This is a genomic window from Streptococcus mitis (genome assembly GCF_003942695.1).
GTDB lineage: Bacteria > Bacillota > Bacilli > Lactobacillales > Streptococcaceae > Streptococcus > Streptococcus mitis_BD.
This window is the reverse complement of sequence record NZ_RJNU01000005.1, coordinates 20958-37308: the sequence shown is the minus strand read 5'-3', so window position 1 is coordinate 37308 and position 16351 is coordinate 20958. Positions and strand designations below refer to the sequence as shown.

Annotated in this window: 11 protein-coding genes and 1 pseudogene; all 12 read right to left on the bottom strand. The window is 41.5% G+C overall.

What is annotated here, in order from left to right; translation table 11 throughout:
- Nucleotides 1–15 precede the first annotated feature (15 nt).
- Nucleotides 16–2052: a glycine--tRNA ligase subunit beta gene (gene glyS, locus D8852_RS05020; RefSeq protein WP_125425217.1), complete on the bottom strand. Its 2037-nt coding sequence runs from the start codon at nucleotides 2050–2052 to the stop codon at nucleotides 16–18.
- Between the two features lie 211 nt (nucleotides 2053–2263).
- Nucleotides 2264–3181 carry a glycine--tRNA ligase subunit alpha gene (glyQ, locus tag D8852_RS05015; RefSeq protein ID WP_125425216.1) on the bottom strand — a complete coding sequence of 306 codons (918 nt, stop codon included), beginning with the start codon at nucleotides 3179–3181 and terminating at the stop codon, nucleotides 2264–2266.
- Nucleotides 3182–3390: 209 nt separating this feature from the next.
- Nucleotides 3391–3763 (bottom strand): annotated as a pseudogene (locus tag D8852_RS10230) (GFA family protein).
- 269 nt (nucleotides 3764–4032) lie between these two features.
- Nucleotides 4033–4875 (bottom strand): aldo/keto reductase, encoded by an 843-nt coding sequence (locus D8852_RS05005; RefSeq protein ID WP_125425215.1) that lies wholly within the window; start codon nucleotides 4873–4875, stop codon nucleotides 4033–4035.
- 80 nt (nucleotides 4876–4955) lie between these two features.
- Nucleotides 4956–6347 carry a peptidoglycan-N-acetylglucosamine deacetylase PgdA gene (gene pgdA / locus D8852_RS05000; protein WP_125425214.1) on the bottom strand — a complete coding sequence of 464 codons (1392 nt, stop codon included), beginning with the start codon at nucleotides 6345–6347 and terminating at the stop codon, nucleotides 4956–4958.
- 105 nt (nucleotides 6348–6452) lie between these two features.
- Complete coding sequence (gene ezrA, locus D8852_RS04995; RefSeq protein WP_125425213.1) at nucleotides 6453–8180, bottom strand: septation ring formation regulator EzrA; 1728 nt, start codon at nucleotides 8178–8180, stop codon at nucleotides 6453–6455.
- 80 nt (nucleotides 8181–8260) lie between these two features.
- Nucleotides 8261–10207 (bottom strand): DNA topoisomerase (ATP-hydrolyzing) subunit B, encoded by a 1947-nt coding sequence (gene gyrB / locus D8852_RS04990; RefSeq protein WP_125425212.1) that lies wholly within the window; start codon nucleotides 10205–10207, stop codon nucleotides 8261–8263.
- A gap of 14 nt (nucleotides 10208–10221) precedes the next feature.
- The gene (locus D8852_RS04985; RefSeq protein WP_312022999.1) at nucleotides 10222–10785 is read right to left on the bottom strand and encodes an HAD-IA family hydrolase; all 564 of its coding nucleotides are present in this window, start codon (nucleotides 10783–10785) and stop codon (nucleotides 10222–10224) included.
- Nucleotides 10786–10869: 84 nt separating this feature from the next.
- Nucleotides 10870–11424: a DJ-1 family glyoxalase III gene (locus D8852_RS04980; protein WP_125425210.1), complete on the bottom strand. Its 555-nt coding sequence runs from the start codon at nucleotides 11422–11424 to the stop codon at nucleotides 10870–10872.
- A gap of 10 nt (nucleotides 11425–11434) precedes the next feature.
- Nucleotides 11435–12658, bottom strand: a complete 1224-nt coding sequence (locus D8852_RS04975; RefSeq protein ID WP_125425209.1) for an FtsW/RodA/SpoVE family cell cycle protein — start codon at nucleotides 12656–12658, stop codon at nucleotides 11435–11437.
- Nucleotides 12659–12663: 5 nt separating this feature from the next.
- Nucleotides 12664–15153 carry a bifunctional DnaQ family exonuclease/ATP-dependent helicase gene (locus tag D8852_RS04970; protein ID WP_398574991.1) on the bottom strand — a complete coding sequence of 830 codons (2490 nt, stop codon included), beginning with the start codon at nucleotides 15151–15153 and terminating at the stop codon, nucleotides 12664–12666.
- Nucleotides 15154–15360: 207 nt separating this feature from the next.
- Nucleotides 15361–16212: an NAD(P)H-hydrate dehydratase gene (locus D8852_RS04965; protein WP_125425207.1), complete on the bottom strand. Its 852-nt coding sequence runs from the start codon at nucleotides 16210–16212 to the stop codon at nucleotides 15361–15363.
- Nucleotides 16213–16351 lie beyond the last annotated feature (139 nt).

Sequence of the window (16351 nt, the reverse complement as noted above, 5' to 3'; positions counted from 1 at the left end):
TCCGTTTAACAGATTTTACTTGGTATTGATTTGGTTGAAACGTGCAAGTTTCGCTGCTTTCTTGGTTAGTTGAGACAAGATAGCCAAGCGATTTTGTCGGACAGCCTGATCTTCAGCCATTACCATGGTATTTTCAAAGAAAGCATCAATAATTGGGCTAAGTGCAAAGAGTTGTTCTAATTGCTGACTTGCAGTTCCTGACAAAACAAGTGATTCTACGGCTTCTGCCAAGGCTTTCTCTTCTTCATTCTCAAAGAGAGCAGGATCAACAGTATCAGTTCCTTCGGCTTTTTCAGCCAAGTTAAAGGCACGTGAGAGGGATTCGACAGATGGTTTGAAGTCTTCTTTCTTGCTTGCTTCTACGAGAGCACTTGCTGCTTCTAGCATATCTGCCACAACAAAGTTTGAACCTTCTAGAACTGCTTCCTTGATATCTTTTGGAGTTGAACCCATCATCTTATCAACACGAGCCTTGATAAAGTCCATAACCTCTGATTTATTTTCATAAGTCAAGCTGTCGAATTTCAACGTATAAAGGCTATCAATCAGCTCATCCATAGCAATGTGCCAACCAAAGGCATCCAAGATACGAACTACACCTTGCGTCGCGCGACGAAGGGCATAAGGGTCATTAGAACCTGATGGAATCAAGCCTACTGAGAAGAAACTCAAAATCGTATCCAATTTGTCTGCAATGGCTAGAATGGCTCCAACCTTGCTCTCTGGAAGAGCTCCGTCAGCTGATGTAGGCATGTAGTGTTCACGAATAGCAGCTGCAACTGCTGGAGTTTCACCAGCAAGAAGGGCATATTTCTCCCCCATAATACCTTGGAGCTCATCAAACTCACCAACCATACCCGTCAACAAGTCAAACTTGTAAATAGCCGCTGCGCGAGCTAGATCAACCGTTTCATCCACTGACAAACCAGCTTTTTCTGCCAAGAGAATGGCAATCTGCCCCGTACGAATCATGTGTTCACGAAGAGAACCAATCTTTTCGTGGAAGGTCACATGGTTCAATTTTTCAACAAGGTCAGAAATAACCAATTTTTGGTCTTCACGCCAGAAGAATTCTCCGTCTTCCAAACGAGCAACTAAGACTTTTTCATTTCCTTTGATGACATTTTCCAAATGCTCTGCGTTTCCGTTACGGACTGAAATGAAGTTTGGTAAGAGTTTACCATCTTGATCACGAACAACGAAGTAACGTTGGTGTTCCTTCATCGAAGTCACCAAAACTTCTTCTGGAACGTCAAGGTATTTAGCATCAAAACTACCCATAAAGGCAGTTGGGTATTCAACCAAGTTCAAGACTTCGTTCAGCAAGTCAGCATCAATTTCGATGCGTACACCATGCTCAGCTTCGATTACCTTGATTTGGTCAATAATCATTTGCTCACGTTCACGAGGATCCGCAATTACAAATTGTTTACGAAGGTCTTCTTCATAGCTCAATGCTGACTGAATCTTAGTTTCTTGTCCCAAGAAACGATGGCCGCGACTCACACGACCGCCCTTGATATCAAGGAAATCCAAATCAAACTCTTGCTCGTCCAAGAGAACTGTCAAAGTGTGTACAGGGCGGATATATTCAAAAGTGTTGTTAGCCCAGTGCATGCTGACAGGGAAAGTTAGTGACTTCAAGACGTCTACTACACCTGGAACAATGGATTCAACCGGTTGGCCCACTTCTTCCTTAGTAACATAGACATATTCTTCACCCTTGATTTCACGGAATTCAATATCTTCAACTGTCAAGCCTTTTCCACGGACAAATCCTTGAGCTGCTTTAGTGAAGTTTCCATCACTATCCAAGGCAATTTTCTTTGCTGGTCCCTTGAAATCTTCTGTCAAATCAGACTGTTTGTCTGCAAGACCAGTCACACGAACAGCCAAACGGCGTGGCGTTGAGAAAGTTTGAATGGCTTCAAAAGACAGGCGATTTTCTTTGAGGAAGGCCGCCATTTTTTCACCTAGTTGTCTTTCGCTTGGAGTTACTACGTAGGCTGGTAACTCTTCAAGACCGAGTTCTACTAATAAGTTTTTTGTCATGTTTTTTCTCCGAAAGGTATCTTTTTATTTTCCAGTTTGCCTTATGTGATTGGCACGCAAGCAACCGACTCCGTCGTTTCATTGCTAAAATTGGATCCGAAAGTCTCCAATTTTGCCTAGTACCCTTAGCTTCACTAAGGATACCTTCATCACTGCGGCAACTGGATCAGGGCTCGCTCTGTTCGCCCATTTTCGTAATTTGTCACTCTCTTTATTCTGCGTCTTCTGCTAAGAGTTTAGTTCGTGTTGCTTCATCTAAAAGCGGGTAGCCTAGGCGTTTGCGTTCTGCGACAAAGGTTTTGGCTACGACACGGGCCAAGTTACGGATACGAGCGATATAGCCCGCGCGCTCTGTTACGGATACGGCACCACGCGCGTCAAGCAGGTTAAAAGTGTGTGAACATTTGAGAACATAGTCATAGGCAGGGTGAACCAAGCCTTCTGCTAGTGCACGACCGGCTTCTTTTTCAAACTTATCAAAGTTTTCAAGCAACATCTCTTGATCCGAAATTTCAAATGAATATTTTGAATGCTCGTACTCAGGCTGGATGAAAATTTCTCCATATTTTACACCATCAGCCCATTCGATATCATAGACAGAATCTACTTCCTGAATATAAGAAGCCAAGCGTTCCAAACCATAAGTAACTTCCGCAGTCACAGGACCAGTTGCCAATCCACCGACTTGTTGGAAATAAGTAAACTGAGTGATTTCCATCCCATCAAGCCAAACTTCCCAACCAAGTCCAGCTGAACCAGTTGATGGGTTTTCCCAGTTGTCCTCAACGAAACGAATATCGTGCTCCAAAGGATTGATACCCAATTTTTCCAAAGACTCAAGGTAAAGTTCTTGAATGTTTGATGGAGAAGGCTTCATCACCACTTGGAATTGGTGGTGTTGGTAAAGACGGTTAGGGTTTTCCCCATAACGACCGTCAGCAGGACGACGTGATGGCTCTACATAAGCCGCATTCCATGGCTCAGGCCCGATGGCACGAAGGAAAGTGTACGGACTCATGGTTCCCGCACCTTTTTCATTGTCATAAGCCTGCATGAGCATACAACCTTGGTCATTCCAAAATTGTTGCAAAGTCAAAATAATTTCTTGAAATGTTAATTTCTTAGACATTGAATACTCCTTAATAAAAAATGATTTCTTGCGACACGAGTCTGCCTCGTCGATTATACGAGGCAAGACGAGTTAGTACTGCGTCTAGCTCAGCACCCTAGTACTGAGCGTAGGGCAGTCCGACTGTAAGGAGGTTTCTGCCACTGACGTAGTGGAAAGTCAATTTTTTAGACATTGTTTACTCCTTTATTTATATTATCTTCTTAGGTTTATTTATCAAGCAACCAAGAAAAAGCTGGGTTCTGAAAAATATGACGTTTGGGAACAGTTTGTAAATTCTGATCGCATTCATCTATTGTTCCTAATTTCAAAGCGCAAACTTCTGGTATATTTTCTTGAGTAGTGAAAATTTGACTATGACAGTTCTGGCAATAATAACGTTGTTTCCCTGGAGATGAACTGTAGGTAACCAAATTCTCTTTTTCCATACAATGCCAGGTTTTTGCTGCTAACTTTGGCATTAACTGTGTAGGCCGACGCAGTTGCTTTCCGACAGAATGAGCAATGGCAAAAAACTATTTCCGATAATTCTTCATCTAGAGTGTAGGTGACTGCTTTACATAAACAAGATCCTTTAATCATTATGTTCCTTTCCTCTTGGGTATTTGACGAAATTCAAAAAGAACCGAATTTCAACACCCAAGCCTTGCGACTAGGGGCGTCAGAAACGCGGTTCCACCCTAATTTATTACTTCATTGTTTTTAAAAATACGACAGAAAGCGCCAGTTCCTTATCTTGTTCTGCTTGGCTCCCACTGTCCCAAGTTCGCTTGAAGAACGCCATAAGACTTTCTTTCCTGTTGAATATTATATCAGAAAGGCACGAAATTTACAATTCTTTTTCTTACTTTCTAAAAATCCATCTCATCCACACGTGGTGCACCAGAAGTCACCGAGATAGTCTTTAAGATTTCTCGCTCTTCTGTGCTGAGTTCAATCCCAAAACAGTCAAGATTGCTCTGGATGCGAGAGGCTGTCACTGACTTAGGTAGTGGTAAGAAGCCTTCTGCCAAACTCCAAGACAAGGCGATTTGAGCCACTGATTTCCCATGCTTTGCAGCAATTTCTTGGACTTCTTTCTTGTCAAATAACTCTCCTTGCCCAAAAGGTCCCCAGGCCTCTAGGAGAATTCCCTTCTCTCTGCAGTAGTCAACCACTTCCTCTTGATAAACTCCAGGTGCCAAGCGCACCTGATTGACCGCTGGAATGATTCTTGCCGTCTCAAGCAAGGCATCCAAATGCTTGGGAAGGAAATTACTAACTCCGATAGCACGGATTTTACCTTCTTTATATAGGTCCTCCATCGCTCTCCAGACTTCAGCATTACGAGTTTTCCATGCGTCATTTTCTCTTAGTGGTTTTGGATTTGGCCAATGGATAAGGTACAAATCTAGATAGTCCAATCCCAGTTTTCCCATTGATTGCTCAAAAGCTTGGCGAGCTTCTTCATAGCTGTGATTGGTGTTCCAGAGTTTGGTTGTTACAAAGATTTCTTGGCGTGGAATACCGCTATCCCGAATAGCGCGACCAACACTCTCCTCATTTTTGTAGATAGCTGCAGTATCGATATGGCGGTAGCCAGCTTTTAAGGCTTCTAAAACAGCTTGGTAGGCTACTTCTCCGTTTTCAGCTTTCCAGGTCCCAAATCCTAAAACTGGGATTGAAACTCCGTTATTAAGGGTATAAGCTTTCATCGTTTTTCCTTTCTATGTGAAGAAAATCTAAAGAAACAATGCCTGATTACCAGTACACTTGCTCCTTTAGATTTTAATAATTATTGATCACGGTCATAATACATTTCGTGAGCTTTCAAGCGAGAGTTGAGCATTTCCGGAATCGTCACAAATGTATAACCTTGTTCTTTCAGATATTCTATAATCTTTGGAAGAGCATTAACTGTAGCGCCATGAATATCATGCATAAGAACAATCGATCCATTACGAACCTGATGCTGAATCTCTGTCAAAATAGCTGTCTCATTCTTACTCTTCCAGTCCAAACTATCCACATTCCACATGATAAAGCTCAAGTCCAGACTGTTACGGATATCATCTGTAATGGCACCATAGGGCGGACGCATGAGTTTAGAACTCGAACCTAGAACCTTGGTCAAGGCATCTTCTGTATCCGTGATTTGCTTTTTAGCATCTTCAAGAGTCAATTTGGAAAGAACGGGATGATCCCAGCTGTGGTTTCCCACAACATGTCCTTCTGATTTCATTCGTTTCAGAAGATCTTCCTTGCCAGCAATGTTTTTACCAAGTACAAAGAAGGTCGCCTTTACATTGTACTTAGCTAATGTATCCAAAGCTTGTGTAGTTGTAGCTGGATTTGGTCCATCATCAAAGGTCAAGGCTACAACTTTTTTATTTTTCTGAGCAAAGTAAGCTTGATAGAGTTCAGCATCCTTTTCTAATAGATAAGAGGAATCCAAAACATCAAAGAAACTGGATATTGGTAGAGAAATTTCCTCCAGAGTCTCCCCTGAATTAGCAGGATAAAGGATGATTTGACTATCTTTATAATCAAAGCTCCATGACGACAAATCTTGGTCTGTAAAGTTTTTTAGGACCTGATCAATTTTTGTCTGGTCAAGTTTCTTATCTTCTAGAGTTGATTTGATTTGACTCAGTAAGAGTTCCTTAGCCTTGCTTGCATCTTTGAAAAGTTTACTGAGATCAAAAGTTTTCCCATCTTCAGTCAAGAAAACTTTCCCCAAAGAAGTATTTTCTTTTTCTTCAACCTTTGTTGCAGACAAATCGTAGACTTGCTTACTGATATTACGAGCAAGAACTCCCTTTAAAACAGGATCCAATTGCTCGGTATAATAAAAGACCAAATCCTCTTTATCTTCCAGCTTTTCTTTAATATCCTGGTTGATTTTTTCCCTAACAGGCGCAATGACTTCCTCCCCTTGAAGAGGGTAGTAGGCAATCACTTCAGCTTGACCTTTTCGGAAATGGTCTTTCTGACTTCCTGCGTTGAATTGTTGGTCTTTTTCGTTTTTTAAGGCTTCAATTTTTTGTTCATAGGACTGTTTCTGCAAAATCTTGTACCCAATCACGCCACCTAGGCAGATCATAGCAAGACTTAAAATACCTACTAAAACAAGTAATACATTTCTCTTTTTATCGTGGGAAACACGCTTCTCTCTATTTTTCTTCATACCTCCATCATATCAAATCAGAACTATAATTTCAATGATAAATCGATATTCTTCTATTTTTGAAAGAAATAATAAAAAGCCTAGATGATCTAAGCTTTTCAGGTATTAGAAGCGAATCGCTTCACGTGTTTTTTCATAAGAAGAAACAAAGCGATTTGTGACTCCTGGTTCTGCAACTTCCAAGGCCTGAGAAATCTTCTCAAATGATGCCTTGTAGTCAAATTCTTTTTCGAAAATTTCAAGTGCTTCATTGAAAGCCTCTTGGATACGTTCATCAAATGAACGGTAACGGTTTGAGTATTGCAAGAGTTGCTCAGTTAAAGTTGCATATTGAACAATATCGTAGGTTTCTGTTTCAAGTGCTTCCATATCATTGGTTGCGACTTCAAGAATTCGTTTAACGGATTCAATATTCACTTGCGCTTGATCTAGCTCAGCTATCAAATCTTCTGTATTGTGGCTTGCAGTAAAGAAGAGTTTCAAGAAACTTTGAGGAATACCTGGCAAGTTTCTCTTCTCCATGTATCGTTTAATGGTATGCAAACGATTCACATAAATATTTGCTTTTTGACGAGCATTGAGATCGTCTTTTTCGATTTTGGCAAGTCGTTCGCTCACAGAGATTTGCTCATCTTCAATATCCTTAAGGTTGCTTTGCAGCATTTCCATCTGTTCTTCAAGAACAGAGAAGGCTTGAGTTGGCTCACCTTGATCCTCTGTTACCTCTAAGATAGCTGTATCAAGTGCTGCCAATTCTGCTTGAAGACGGCGAACATGATTTCCATCACTTTCTGGGAGAAGATAGGTTTTATTTAAGCGTTCAAGATCCTGAACCAAAACCTGATTATTTTCTTTCAAGTGATTGAGGTAAGTTGGCAATGTTGAAAGAAGACTTTCAACGACTTTTTGAGCTGTAATTTCACGCGTGAAAATATCGTAGAGCGCATTAATCTCTTCTTGGATTTGTGTATTTTCATACTCCGCATTGTCCAATTCCAACTGGCGGATGTTTTCTTGATTATTTTTCAAGGATTCATGTAAAAGTTGGAAGCGTGACTCAATGTCCGTTTCAGTGAAGTGATAATTAGCATCTAAGAGTTTACGGTAGCCTTCCTCCAAATCTTCCAATTGTTCTGGCAGTTCCTTTGTCAAGGTTTCAACAAGAGCTGGAATTCGTTCAACGATATGTGCCAAAGCAAGAATATGATTTTCAGTTGAATCAAGAATTGCTGCAGCTTCAACTGGGTCACCTGAAGAGTTCAAGGTTACAAATTGAGAAAACTCTGATTGGATATTTTCTAATTGTTTCTCAATTTCAGGAAGGGCTTTACCATACTGTTCCGAATTTTCTGCTACAGTATGTTGCAGATTTTCAAATAAGTCCAAAGCATGCAGAACACGTCCGCTATTCTTAGACTCTTGTTTTTCAAGTTCTGAAAGCGCATTGCGAATCGCCGCAATGTCTTCTTCAATTAAATCAATTTGACTTTCGATTTGATCAATTTGATGAGTCGCTTTGAAAAAGCGAAAAGAATTATTATAGCCTTCAGCCTCAAACAGGTTATTTTCAATATCAGCAAATGAGTTAAGGGATAAATCGACCCATTTTTGATTCCATTCACGGAAAGTTACCTGACTTTGACCAATCAAATGCATGTTTTTAACCGCTTCAACCTCATCATTTACAGGAAGGTTGTAGAGTTCTTCTTTTCTTTCTTCGAGGGCCGTCAATCTACTTACATTACGCTTACGTAGGAAGATTGCCGCTACATAAGCCAGAATCAAAATGACTGCAATCGCAACCATTAGATAAATTAGTTGTCCATTAGACATATCAAACTCCTTTTATACTAGAAACAATCGTAATGATTATATCATATTTTTTAAACCAAGGGAACTATTTCCCACAATTTTTAGACGTCAAGTGTACTGTAAACAGCATTTTCTTCGATAAATTCGCGACGAGGTTCTACTCGATCCCCCATCAACATATCAAAGATTTTATCAGCTTCTGCTGCATCATCTACTGAAACACGCGCCATCAAGCGGTGTTCTGGATCCATGGTGGTTTCCCATAATTGGTGGTCATCCATTTCTCCCAGACCTTTATATCGTTGGATGGTTGGTTTTGAGCGTCCTTCACTATGACGTGCTAAGGCTTCTTGGAGTTTAATTTCTTGATCCGCACCTGGCTGGATGTATTCTTTGATCTCACTTCCAACTTTAACCCCATAAATCGGTGGTTGGGCAATGTAGACATAACCAGCCTCTAGGATTGGTTTCATGTAGCGGTAAATCAGAGTCAGTAAGAGGGTCCGAATGTGGGCTCCATCGACATCGGCATCAGTCATCAAAACGAGTTTTTGGTAACGAGCCTTAGTGACATCAAATTCTGCCCCAAATCCTGTCCCCATGGCAGTGAAAAGGCTTCGAATTTCTTCGTTGGCAAGAATTTTATCCATGCTAGCTTTTTCAACGTTCAAAATCTTACCACGAATCGGTAGGATAGCTTGGAATTCACGGTTACGACCAGATTTAGCTGATCCTCCAGCTGAGTCTCCTTCGACGATGAAGAGTTCGGTTTCAGCAGGGTTATTTGAAGAACAGTCTGCTAATTTCCCTGGAAGATTGGAAATTTCCAAGCCAGATTTCTTGCGAGTAACTTCACGCGCACGCTTGGCAGCTACACGAGCCTTGGCAGCCAAAATTCCTTTTTCCACGATGCGCTTGGCAATCTGAGGATTCTCCATGAGGAAATCAGAAAAGGCATCGCTAAAGAGACGATTGGTGATCTTAACTACTTCGCTATTTCCCAGTTTGGTCTTGGTTTGTCCTTCAAACTGCGGATTTGGATGCTTGACAGAGATAACAGCAGTCAATCCTTCACGAACATCTTCTCCTGTCAGGTTATCTTCATTGTCTTTTAGCAGTTTATTCTTGCGGGCATAATCATTGATAACACGAGTCAGAGCCGTACGGAAACCTTGCTCATGTGTTCCACCTTCATGGGTATGAATATTATTGGCGAAACTCATGACATTTTCATGGTAACCCGTTGTGTACTGCATAGCTACTTCAACAGTAATGTCATCCATCTCACCGTCTGTGTAGATTGGTTTGTCAAAGATAACATCCTTATTCTCGTTGATATACTCAACGTAGCTAGCAATTCCACCTTCATAATGGTAATGCTTGGTTTGTTCGAGACCTTCGCGCTTGTCTGTGATTGAAATTTGAAGTCCTCGGTTCAAAAAGGCTAATTCTTGAACTCGTTTGTTTAATTTTTCAAAGTCAAATGTTGTTGTTTCTGTAAAAATCTCTGGGTCTGGTGTGAAGTGAACTGTTGTTCCAGTTTTATCTGTATCTCCAACAACCTCAAGATCAGCGACAACATGACCACGATGGTATTCTTGGTAATGAATTTTGCCGTTTTTGTGAACATGGACATCTAGTTGCGTTGAAAGAGCGTTTACTACTGATGAACCCACTCCGTGAAGACCACCTGATACCTTATATCCGCCACCGCCGAATTTTCCTCCAGCATGAAGAACCGTAAAGACTGTCTCAACAGCAGGACGTCCAGTCTTTTCTTGAATATCAACAGGAATTCCACGACCGTCATCCACAACGGTAATGGAATCATCTGGTTCGATAAAGACTTGGATATGACTGGCAAATCCAGCCAAGGCCTCGTCAATAGAGTTATCAACAATTTCCCAGACTAGGTGGTGAAGCCCTTCTTTAGCAGTCGATCCGATATACATACCTGGACGCATACGAACGGCTTCCAAACCTTCTAAAACTTGAATTTGACTGGCATCATAATCCTGTGCCTGTTGGTTTTTGATTTCTTCTGTCATTTTTTTCCTTTTTCTTACATGTCTATTGATCGTCTCAATGTTGCAACATTGTCAAAAAGATAGGCATCTAAGCCTGCAGCTTTACCTGCTTCTACATCAATGTTTCTGTCTCCGATGACCAAACCGGATGTAATATGATATTTATCACGTAAATAAATCATGGACTCAGGATCTGGTTTTCGTTTAAAACCTGAACTGGCAGTCACTACTTCGGTGAAGTAGTTGGCTATCCGGGTCTTAGAAAGAAGTTCCAGAACTTGGTCATTTCGATGAGAAACTAAGAAATGGCGTCCACCCTTATCAGAGATGTCTTTGAGTAACTCTGGAATTCCCTCAAACAAAATCGGGTGCTCTAGCTCACGTGCTTCATTTTCTTTGTAGTTCTCTAAAAAATCCTCGATATCTGGGGCAAATTTCTCAATGGCAAAAGCTGTCGAAACCTTCAAGGCTTCGTAAACACGGTCGTGTTCTTGTTCAATTCCATATTGGGCCAAGGTTTCTACAAAAGCAGCTGTAGAAGTCTCATAATTGTCCAATAGGGTACCACCTAAATCCCATATGTAGTCGTGATATTTCATACCCTTCATTATACCATTTTTTTATGAAAAAAGCGATGATTTCCTAGTTTTTTCCAAGTAAAAAACGAGAGTTTACCTCTCGTCTTAATGTTGATTTCCAAAGACATCTCGATAGAGCATGCCAACTCGTAAACTTTCAGCATCTCCTCCCAACTGCTCCACCAATTCATAGGCAAAGGCAAGGGCTGTTGACGGTCCTCGGCTGGTTGTTAGATTGCCATCCACAACAACTGTTTCCTTTTGGTAAATCCCGTCAGTAATTTGCTCCTGAACACCGTCGTAACAGGTAAAGCGCTTGTCTTTTAAAACACCTGCTTGATGGAGGGCGATTGGGGCTGCACAGATAGCCGAGATCTTCTTTCCCTCTTGGTTAAAGGCTTGAATCTCAGAAATGAGGGCTTGATTATCCCGTAGATTTGCTGATCCAGGCATGCCACCTGGAAGAACGAGTAAGTCATAGTCAGATAAATCACCATCAAAGACACGATCGGCTTTTACCTGAATGTCATGTGATCCTGTCACCTGCTCCTCAAATCCAACCATATCACAGGGAATGTTTGCTCGGCGCAAGACATCGACTACTGTCAAGGCTTCAATTTCTTCAAAACCCTGTGCTAAGATAACTGCAACTTTTGCCATAGTGGCCTCCTTATTTGATTTGTTTTAGAACGACTTTCTTTCGTTTGAATGGAACTTTTCCACTTTTCTCTTCTGCAAGATTGGTCTGGTAACTCATAGACAAGAGGAGACCGACACCGATAAGGTTACTAATAATTGCGGATCCCCCTTGAGAGATGAAAGGTAAAGGTATCCCAGTCAGAGGAAGCAAGCCTGTCACTGCGCCAATATTTTCAAAGATATGAAAGAGCAGCATCATGATAAAACCAGTCGAAATATAGGTATAAAACTGATTATTGGATCTGAGCGTAATCTTCAACATACGATAGATAAGAAGTAAGTACAAAGCAATGACAAAGACTGAACCAATGAAACCAAAATCTTCAGCAATCACTGTGAAAATCATATCACTCTCACGTACTGGAATGAGGAGATTGGACACATTGAATCCTTGTCCAAACAAGCCACCACTTCCAATCGCAATTTGCCCCTGCGCCTGTTGGTAAGTCGTTGTTTGTGCAAAGTCAAAGGGATTGAGCCAAGCCAAGATGCGGTTGATCTGGTAGGTCGGCATTCCAACCTGGTGCAAGAAGGCACGTCCATCTTTGCTTATAAAGATGGCCATGAAGCCTACAACTGCAGTCACTCCTGTAGCAAAAACAGGAATGATAATCTTCCACGAAACCCCTGAAAGGAGAACCATGCCTGCAAAAATAGCTACAAAGACCAAGGCAGTCCCTAAGTCACTTTGTAGGGCTAAAAGGACCAGCACTGGGATGGTAAAGGCAATCATCCAACCAATCAATAGGAAATCCAAGGGAATAGTCCGTCGCCATTCCTTGTGTTTTTGAGTGAATTGTACAATGACTCGAGCCAATATCAAGATGTAGGAAATCTTCATGAACTCAGATGGTTGAAAGAGCGTGGTTCCACCAATCGACACCCAGTTCTTGGCACCTGTAGAAGCTACCAAACTCGGATTGTAAAAAACAAGGGGGAGAACCATCAAGGCCAAGCCTAAGCCATAAAGATAGGGAGTCACCTTCCATAAAAACTCGGTATTGAAGAACATGACGACAAACCCAATGACAAGCCCTAGGGCAATCCAGGCGATTTGCTGACCTAGAATTGGAAGTACATTATTGGGATAGTCATGACTAACTGCTATATAAATAGCCACTACTCCAATCACCAGTAAACAAAACACTGGCAGAAGGAGGCTATAGTCGACTCGAGAGTCGAAGGAACGTTTCATATTTTTTACCTTTTCTCTTTCTTGGATTTTTCTTTCATTCTATTGCGACGGGATTGGAGAAAATCTGCTACTGCAGACTCTAGCTGATCTCTAGCCAGAACCCGAACCGTTCTTTCTTTTGACAAGGTTTGGGCGATTTGTTTGCCATAGTGCTTGCTGACGACACGACTGTCTAAGATTACAGCTACCGAACCTTGGTCAGGCCGTCTAACCGTACGACCAAGGGCTTGTTTCAACCGAATAATAGCCATCGGCAACTGATAATCATAAAAAGGATTTTTCCCTTCTTGACGCAGCTCTTGGTTTAATTTTTTGGTTAACGGTTCTTGGGGATTTTGGAAAGGCAATCTCGGAATCACTTGAATCACGCAAGGATGGGTTGAAAAATCAACTCCTTCCCAGAAACTGCCTGTTCCAAGCAAGATCTGACGTTCACCTTTTTCAAAACGTTTTTTCAGTTGGCTTGGTTCCCCATTTTTATACTGAGCTAGATGCGGTTGGTCGAGCAGGTCCGAAACTGCCAGCAACATCTCTTTTGAGGTAAACAAAACCAATAAGGGTTCTTGAAAGGCTTGTAAGCTTCGAATGACAGAAGCCGCTTCACTAGCATAGTCAAAAGGCGAAACTTCTGTCACAAGAGGAAAATCATTGACTAGAAAGACTTCTTGTTGCTCCTGTTTTGCTACATCAAGTTTAACAAGTGGAGCATCTGGAAATCCCAGTAAATCTGCTAAGGAAACCCGATTGCTGATTTCAAGAGTGGCAGATACTCCTAGGAGCCTACAATCCTCTGGCAATAAGTCTGCTAGTATAAAGCGACCGTTTTTGCTTGAACAAATCAGGACATCCTTACTAGATTTCTCTGCTGGAGCAAGCCAAAATTCACGGTTCGCCGTAAAAAAGTTTGCAATCTCTCTGTACTCTGGTAGATCTAACTCCGAAAAATGTTGGCGCAACTGTTCGAGAGAATCCAACCACTTTCCATTCTTAAGACCTGACTGATACTGGTCCATCAAGTAACGACATTCAAAACCTATACTCTCAAGCAAACGTTTCTGAATCAAATCTTCCTCTGTCTCCAAGGACTTTTCAATTTGAGTAACAAGATCCTCAAGGCAATAAGCCTGCTGGGCTAGATTTTCAAGAGCTAGCAACATTTTTTGTGCTTCATCCAAGATCAGCAAACGATTGTCGATAAACTCTGGATTGTCCTCCAAACGAGTGACCAGATATGCATGATTGGTCAAGAGGACGCGACTGGTCTTGGCCTTATCCTGCCCTCGTTTCCAAAAATCTTCTGTAGCAAATAAACTTTTCTTTGAAAGCTTGCCGTCGTGGACTAGTTCAGGCAGAAAGTGCTGATAGCGATAAAGTTGCCCGATTTCGTCCAAATCACCAGTCTCTGTCTCTGTTAGCCAGATGAGCAGTTGCATTTTAAAGCGAGTAAATAGACGATTGGACTCCGGTCGATGGAGAATTTGATGAAAAGCATCCAATTTCAAGTAATTTTGAGGCCCCTTGAGACTATGAATTTCCAGATGGAAGACCTCTTTTAAGCGCTGACCTTCTTCTTGCATGATCTGATTTTGAAGAATTTTGGTCGGAACACTCACTAAGATACCTGCTTGGCTCTCCAAGTTCAAAGCTGGGAGGAGATAACCATAAGTCTTGCCCAGTCCCGTTTGGGCTTGGATAAAGGAAGTCTGGTGTTCTTCCAATAATTGCTCAATCTTCTCCGCAAATTCCAACTGTTGCGGACGTTCCTCCAGCCCCAATAAAGAAATGTTTTTAGCAAAGTCTTTGGATAACTTTCGTGGGACTAAGGCTTGACTTTCCTTTCTCAGGAAAAGCCCATGGAGTTCCATCAAGTCTGGCGAAGATAAGAGAGATTGTTGCTGATAGACCTCCTCAATCACCAGATAGCTTTCGTAAAGAAGATTGTCTGCAAGGTCTAACAAGCTTTCTAAGAGCCCTTTAGGTAGCTCAAAGAGTTTTTGGCGCATGTAAAGCAAGAGTTCAGCTGTTGCCTGAGCATCAGACAGGGCAGTATGGGCCTGTTCTAGCTCAATGCCCAACTCTTGACAAAGGATACCTAGGTTATACTTTTCAAACTGAGGATACAAAACTTGAGCAAGCTCAACTGTATCCACCCGCGGTGTACGCAATTCATATCCTTCAAAAAAGAGAAATTCCGCAAGGAGGTTGGCATCGAATTGTACATTGTGCGCAACAAAAACACCGTCCTTAACCAATTCAAAAATTTTTCCAGCCACCTGAGAAAATTCTGGTGCCGCAGCCAAACGCTGATCGGTCAGACCTGTTAATTCTTTGATATGAGAATCCAAGGGTTCATGGGGATTGACATCAGTCGCATACTGATCGACGATTTCGCCATTCTCAATCACCACAATGCCTACTTGAATAATTTTTGCCTTGCTTCCGGTGCTGGTCGCCTCTAAATCAACGACCACATACCGATCATTTCTCGCATTCATCATTAAAAATTATATCAAAAAAAGCATGATTTGACACCCCTCAACTTCGATAACAATCTCGCTTCATTTGTGAGTTTAATAAAAAATCAAGACCTTAAAAGTGAGAATTTTTCGTAAGTTCAGCAGTTGATTGCTGGTTCTGAGGTATTTGAAAAACTTACCAGAAAATAAATCAGCCGTGAAAACATAAAAAAGGCAATTAAGATTTCAGTTGCCTTTTTGGGATATTTTTTTCATTGTTTTTGGAATTTCACAGCTAATCTGACTTGGTAAAACTACATAGTGTTCTTGAGCTAGTTCTTGGGCAATGGCTGAGTGCAGATGAGTCGCTACTACTACGCGTTCATAGAGATTGACATGTGGAAACTGACCTACAAAACCTGCAATCATCCCAGCCAGAGTATCTCCCATCCCACCAGTTGCTTGATAAGGGCCTCCGACTTCTAATTGATAATATTCAGGCTGACCGACTTTCCAGATACGAGTTGCCGGACCTTTCTCAACTAAAATCGTTCCTTTAGGAAAAGCTGAAAGAGCTCTAGCAGTCGTCTCTGTATTTTGATGGTCAAGAGCTATACCAGATAGTCTTTCCCATTCCTTTTGGTGGGGAGTTAGGATGAGCTGACTAGATGGAAATGGCAAATGACCTTTTGCTAAGATGCCCAAAGCACCTCCATCTACAATCAAAATCTGTTCTTTTTTGAGACTGTCAAAGACTCGTCTTACAAGTTCTTCTCCGAAGGTATCCTCTCGCAAACCCGAACCTAACAAGACAACTTCTGCCTTTTCCAACTGCTCTTTTAACAATTGCTGGTCTTGAAGAGAAAAGGCCATAGCCTCAGGTAAATGACTGTGCAGAGCCGGAATGTTCTCCTTATCCGTTCCAACAGTCACCAAACCTGCACCGCTTTTTACAGCTGCTAAAGCAGCCATGATGATGGCACCACCATAAGGATAAGTTCCACCCAGTAACAGCAAACGACCGTAATTTCCTTTATGACTTGTACGAGAACGTTCAATAATGACTTTTTCTAATAATACTTGATCAATCACTTTCATCGTTTTTTCCTCTCTATTCATTATACTATAAAGTCTATACACCTTGCATCTTGAACATAAATCTATTCGTTCATATAGAAAAAGAGGGGACAAAGCCCCTCTACTCTCCTTTCGTACAAACACGAAAGTAAACGATTCC

Bases quoted from the DNA above. Each gene is read 5' to 3' on its own strand.
- glyS (WP_125425217.1), bottom strand. From the start codon at position 2,052: ATGACAAAAAACTTATTAGTAGAACTCGGTCTTGAAGAGTTACCAGCC.
- glyQ (WP_125425216.1), bottom strand. From the start codon at position 3,181: ATGTCTAAGAAATTAACATTTCAAGAAATTATTTTGACTTTGCAACAA.
- D8852_RS05005 (WP_125425215.1), bottom strand. From the start codon at position 4,875: ATGAAAGCTTATACCCTTAATAACGGAGTTTCAATCCCAGTTTTAGGA.
- pgdA (WP_125425214.1), bottom strand. From the start codon at position 6,347: ATGAAGAAAAATAGAGAGAAGCGTGTTTCCCACGATAAAAAGAGAAAT.
- ezrA (WP_125425213.1), bottom strand. From the start codon at position 8,180: ATGTCTAATGGACAACTAATTTATCTAATGGTTGCGATTGCAGTCATT.
- gyrB (WP_125425212.1), bottom strand. From the start codon at position 10,207: ATGACAGAAGAAATCAAAAACCAACAGGCACAGGATTATGATGCCAGT.
- D8852_RS04985 (WP_312022999.1), bottom strand. From the start codon at position 10,785: ATGAAATATCACGACTACATATGGGATTTAGGTGGTACCCTATTGGAC.
- D8852_RS04980 (WP_125425210.1), bottom strand. From the start codon at position 11,424: ATGGCAAAAGTTGCAGTTATCTTAGCACAGGGTTTTGAAGAAATTGAA.
- D8852_RS04975 (WP_125425209.1), bottom strand. From the start codon at position 12,658: ATGAAACGTTCCTTCGACTCTCGAGTCGACTATAGCCTCCTTCTGCCA.
- D8852_RS04970 (WP_398574991.1), bottom strand. From the start codon at position 15,153: ATGAATGCGAGAAATGATCGGTATGTGGTCGTTGATTTAGAGGCGACC.
- D8852_RS04965 (WP_125425207.1), bottom strand. From the start codon at position 16,212: ATGAAAGTGATTGATCAAGTATTATTAGAAAAAGTCATTATTGAACGT.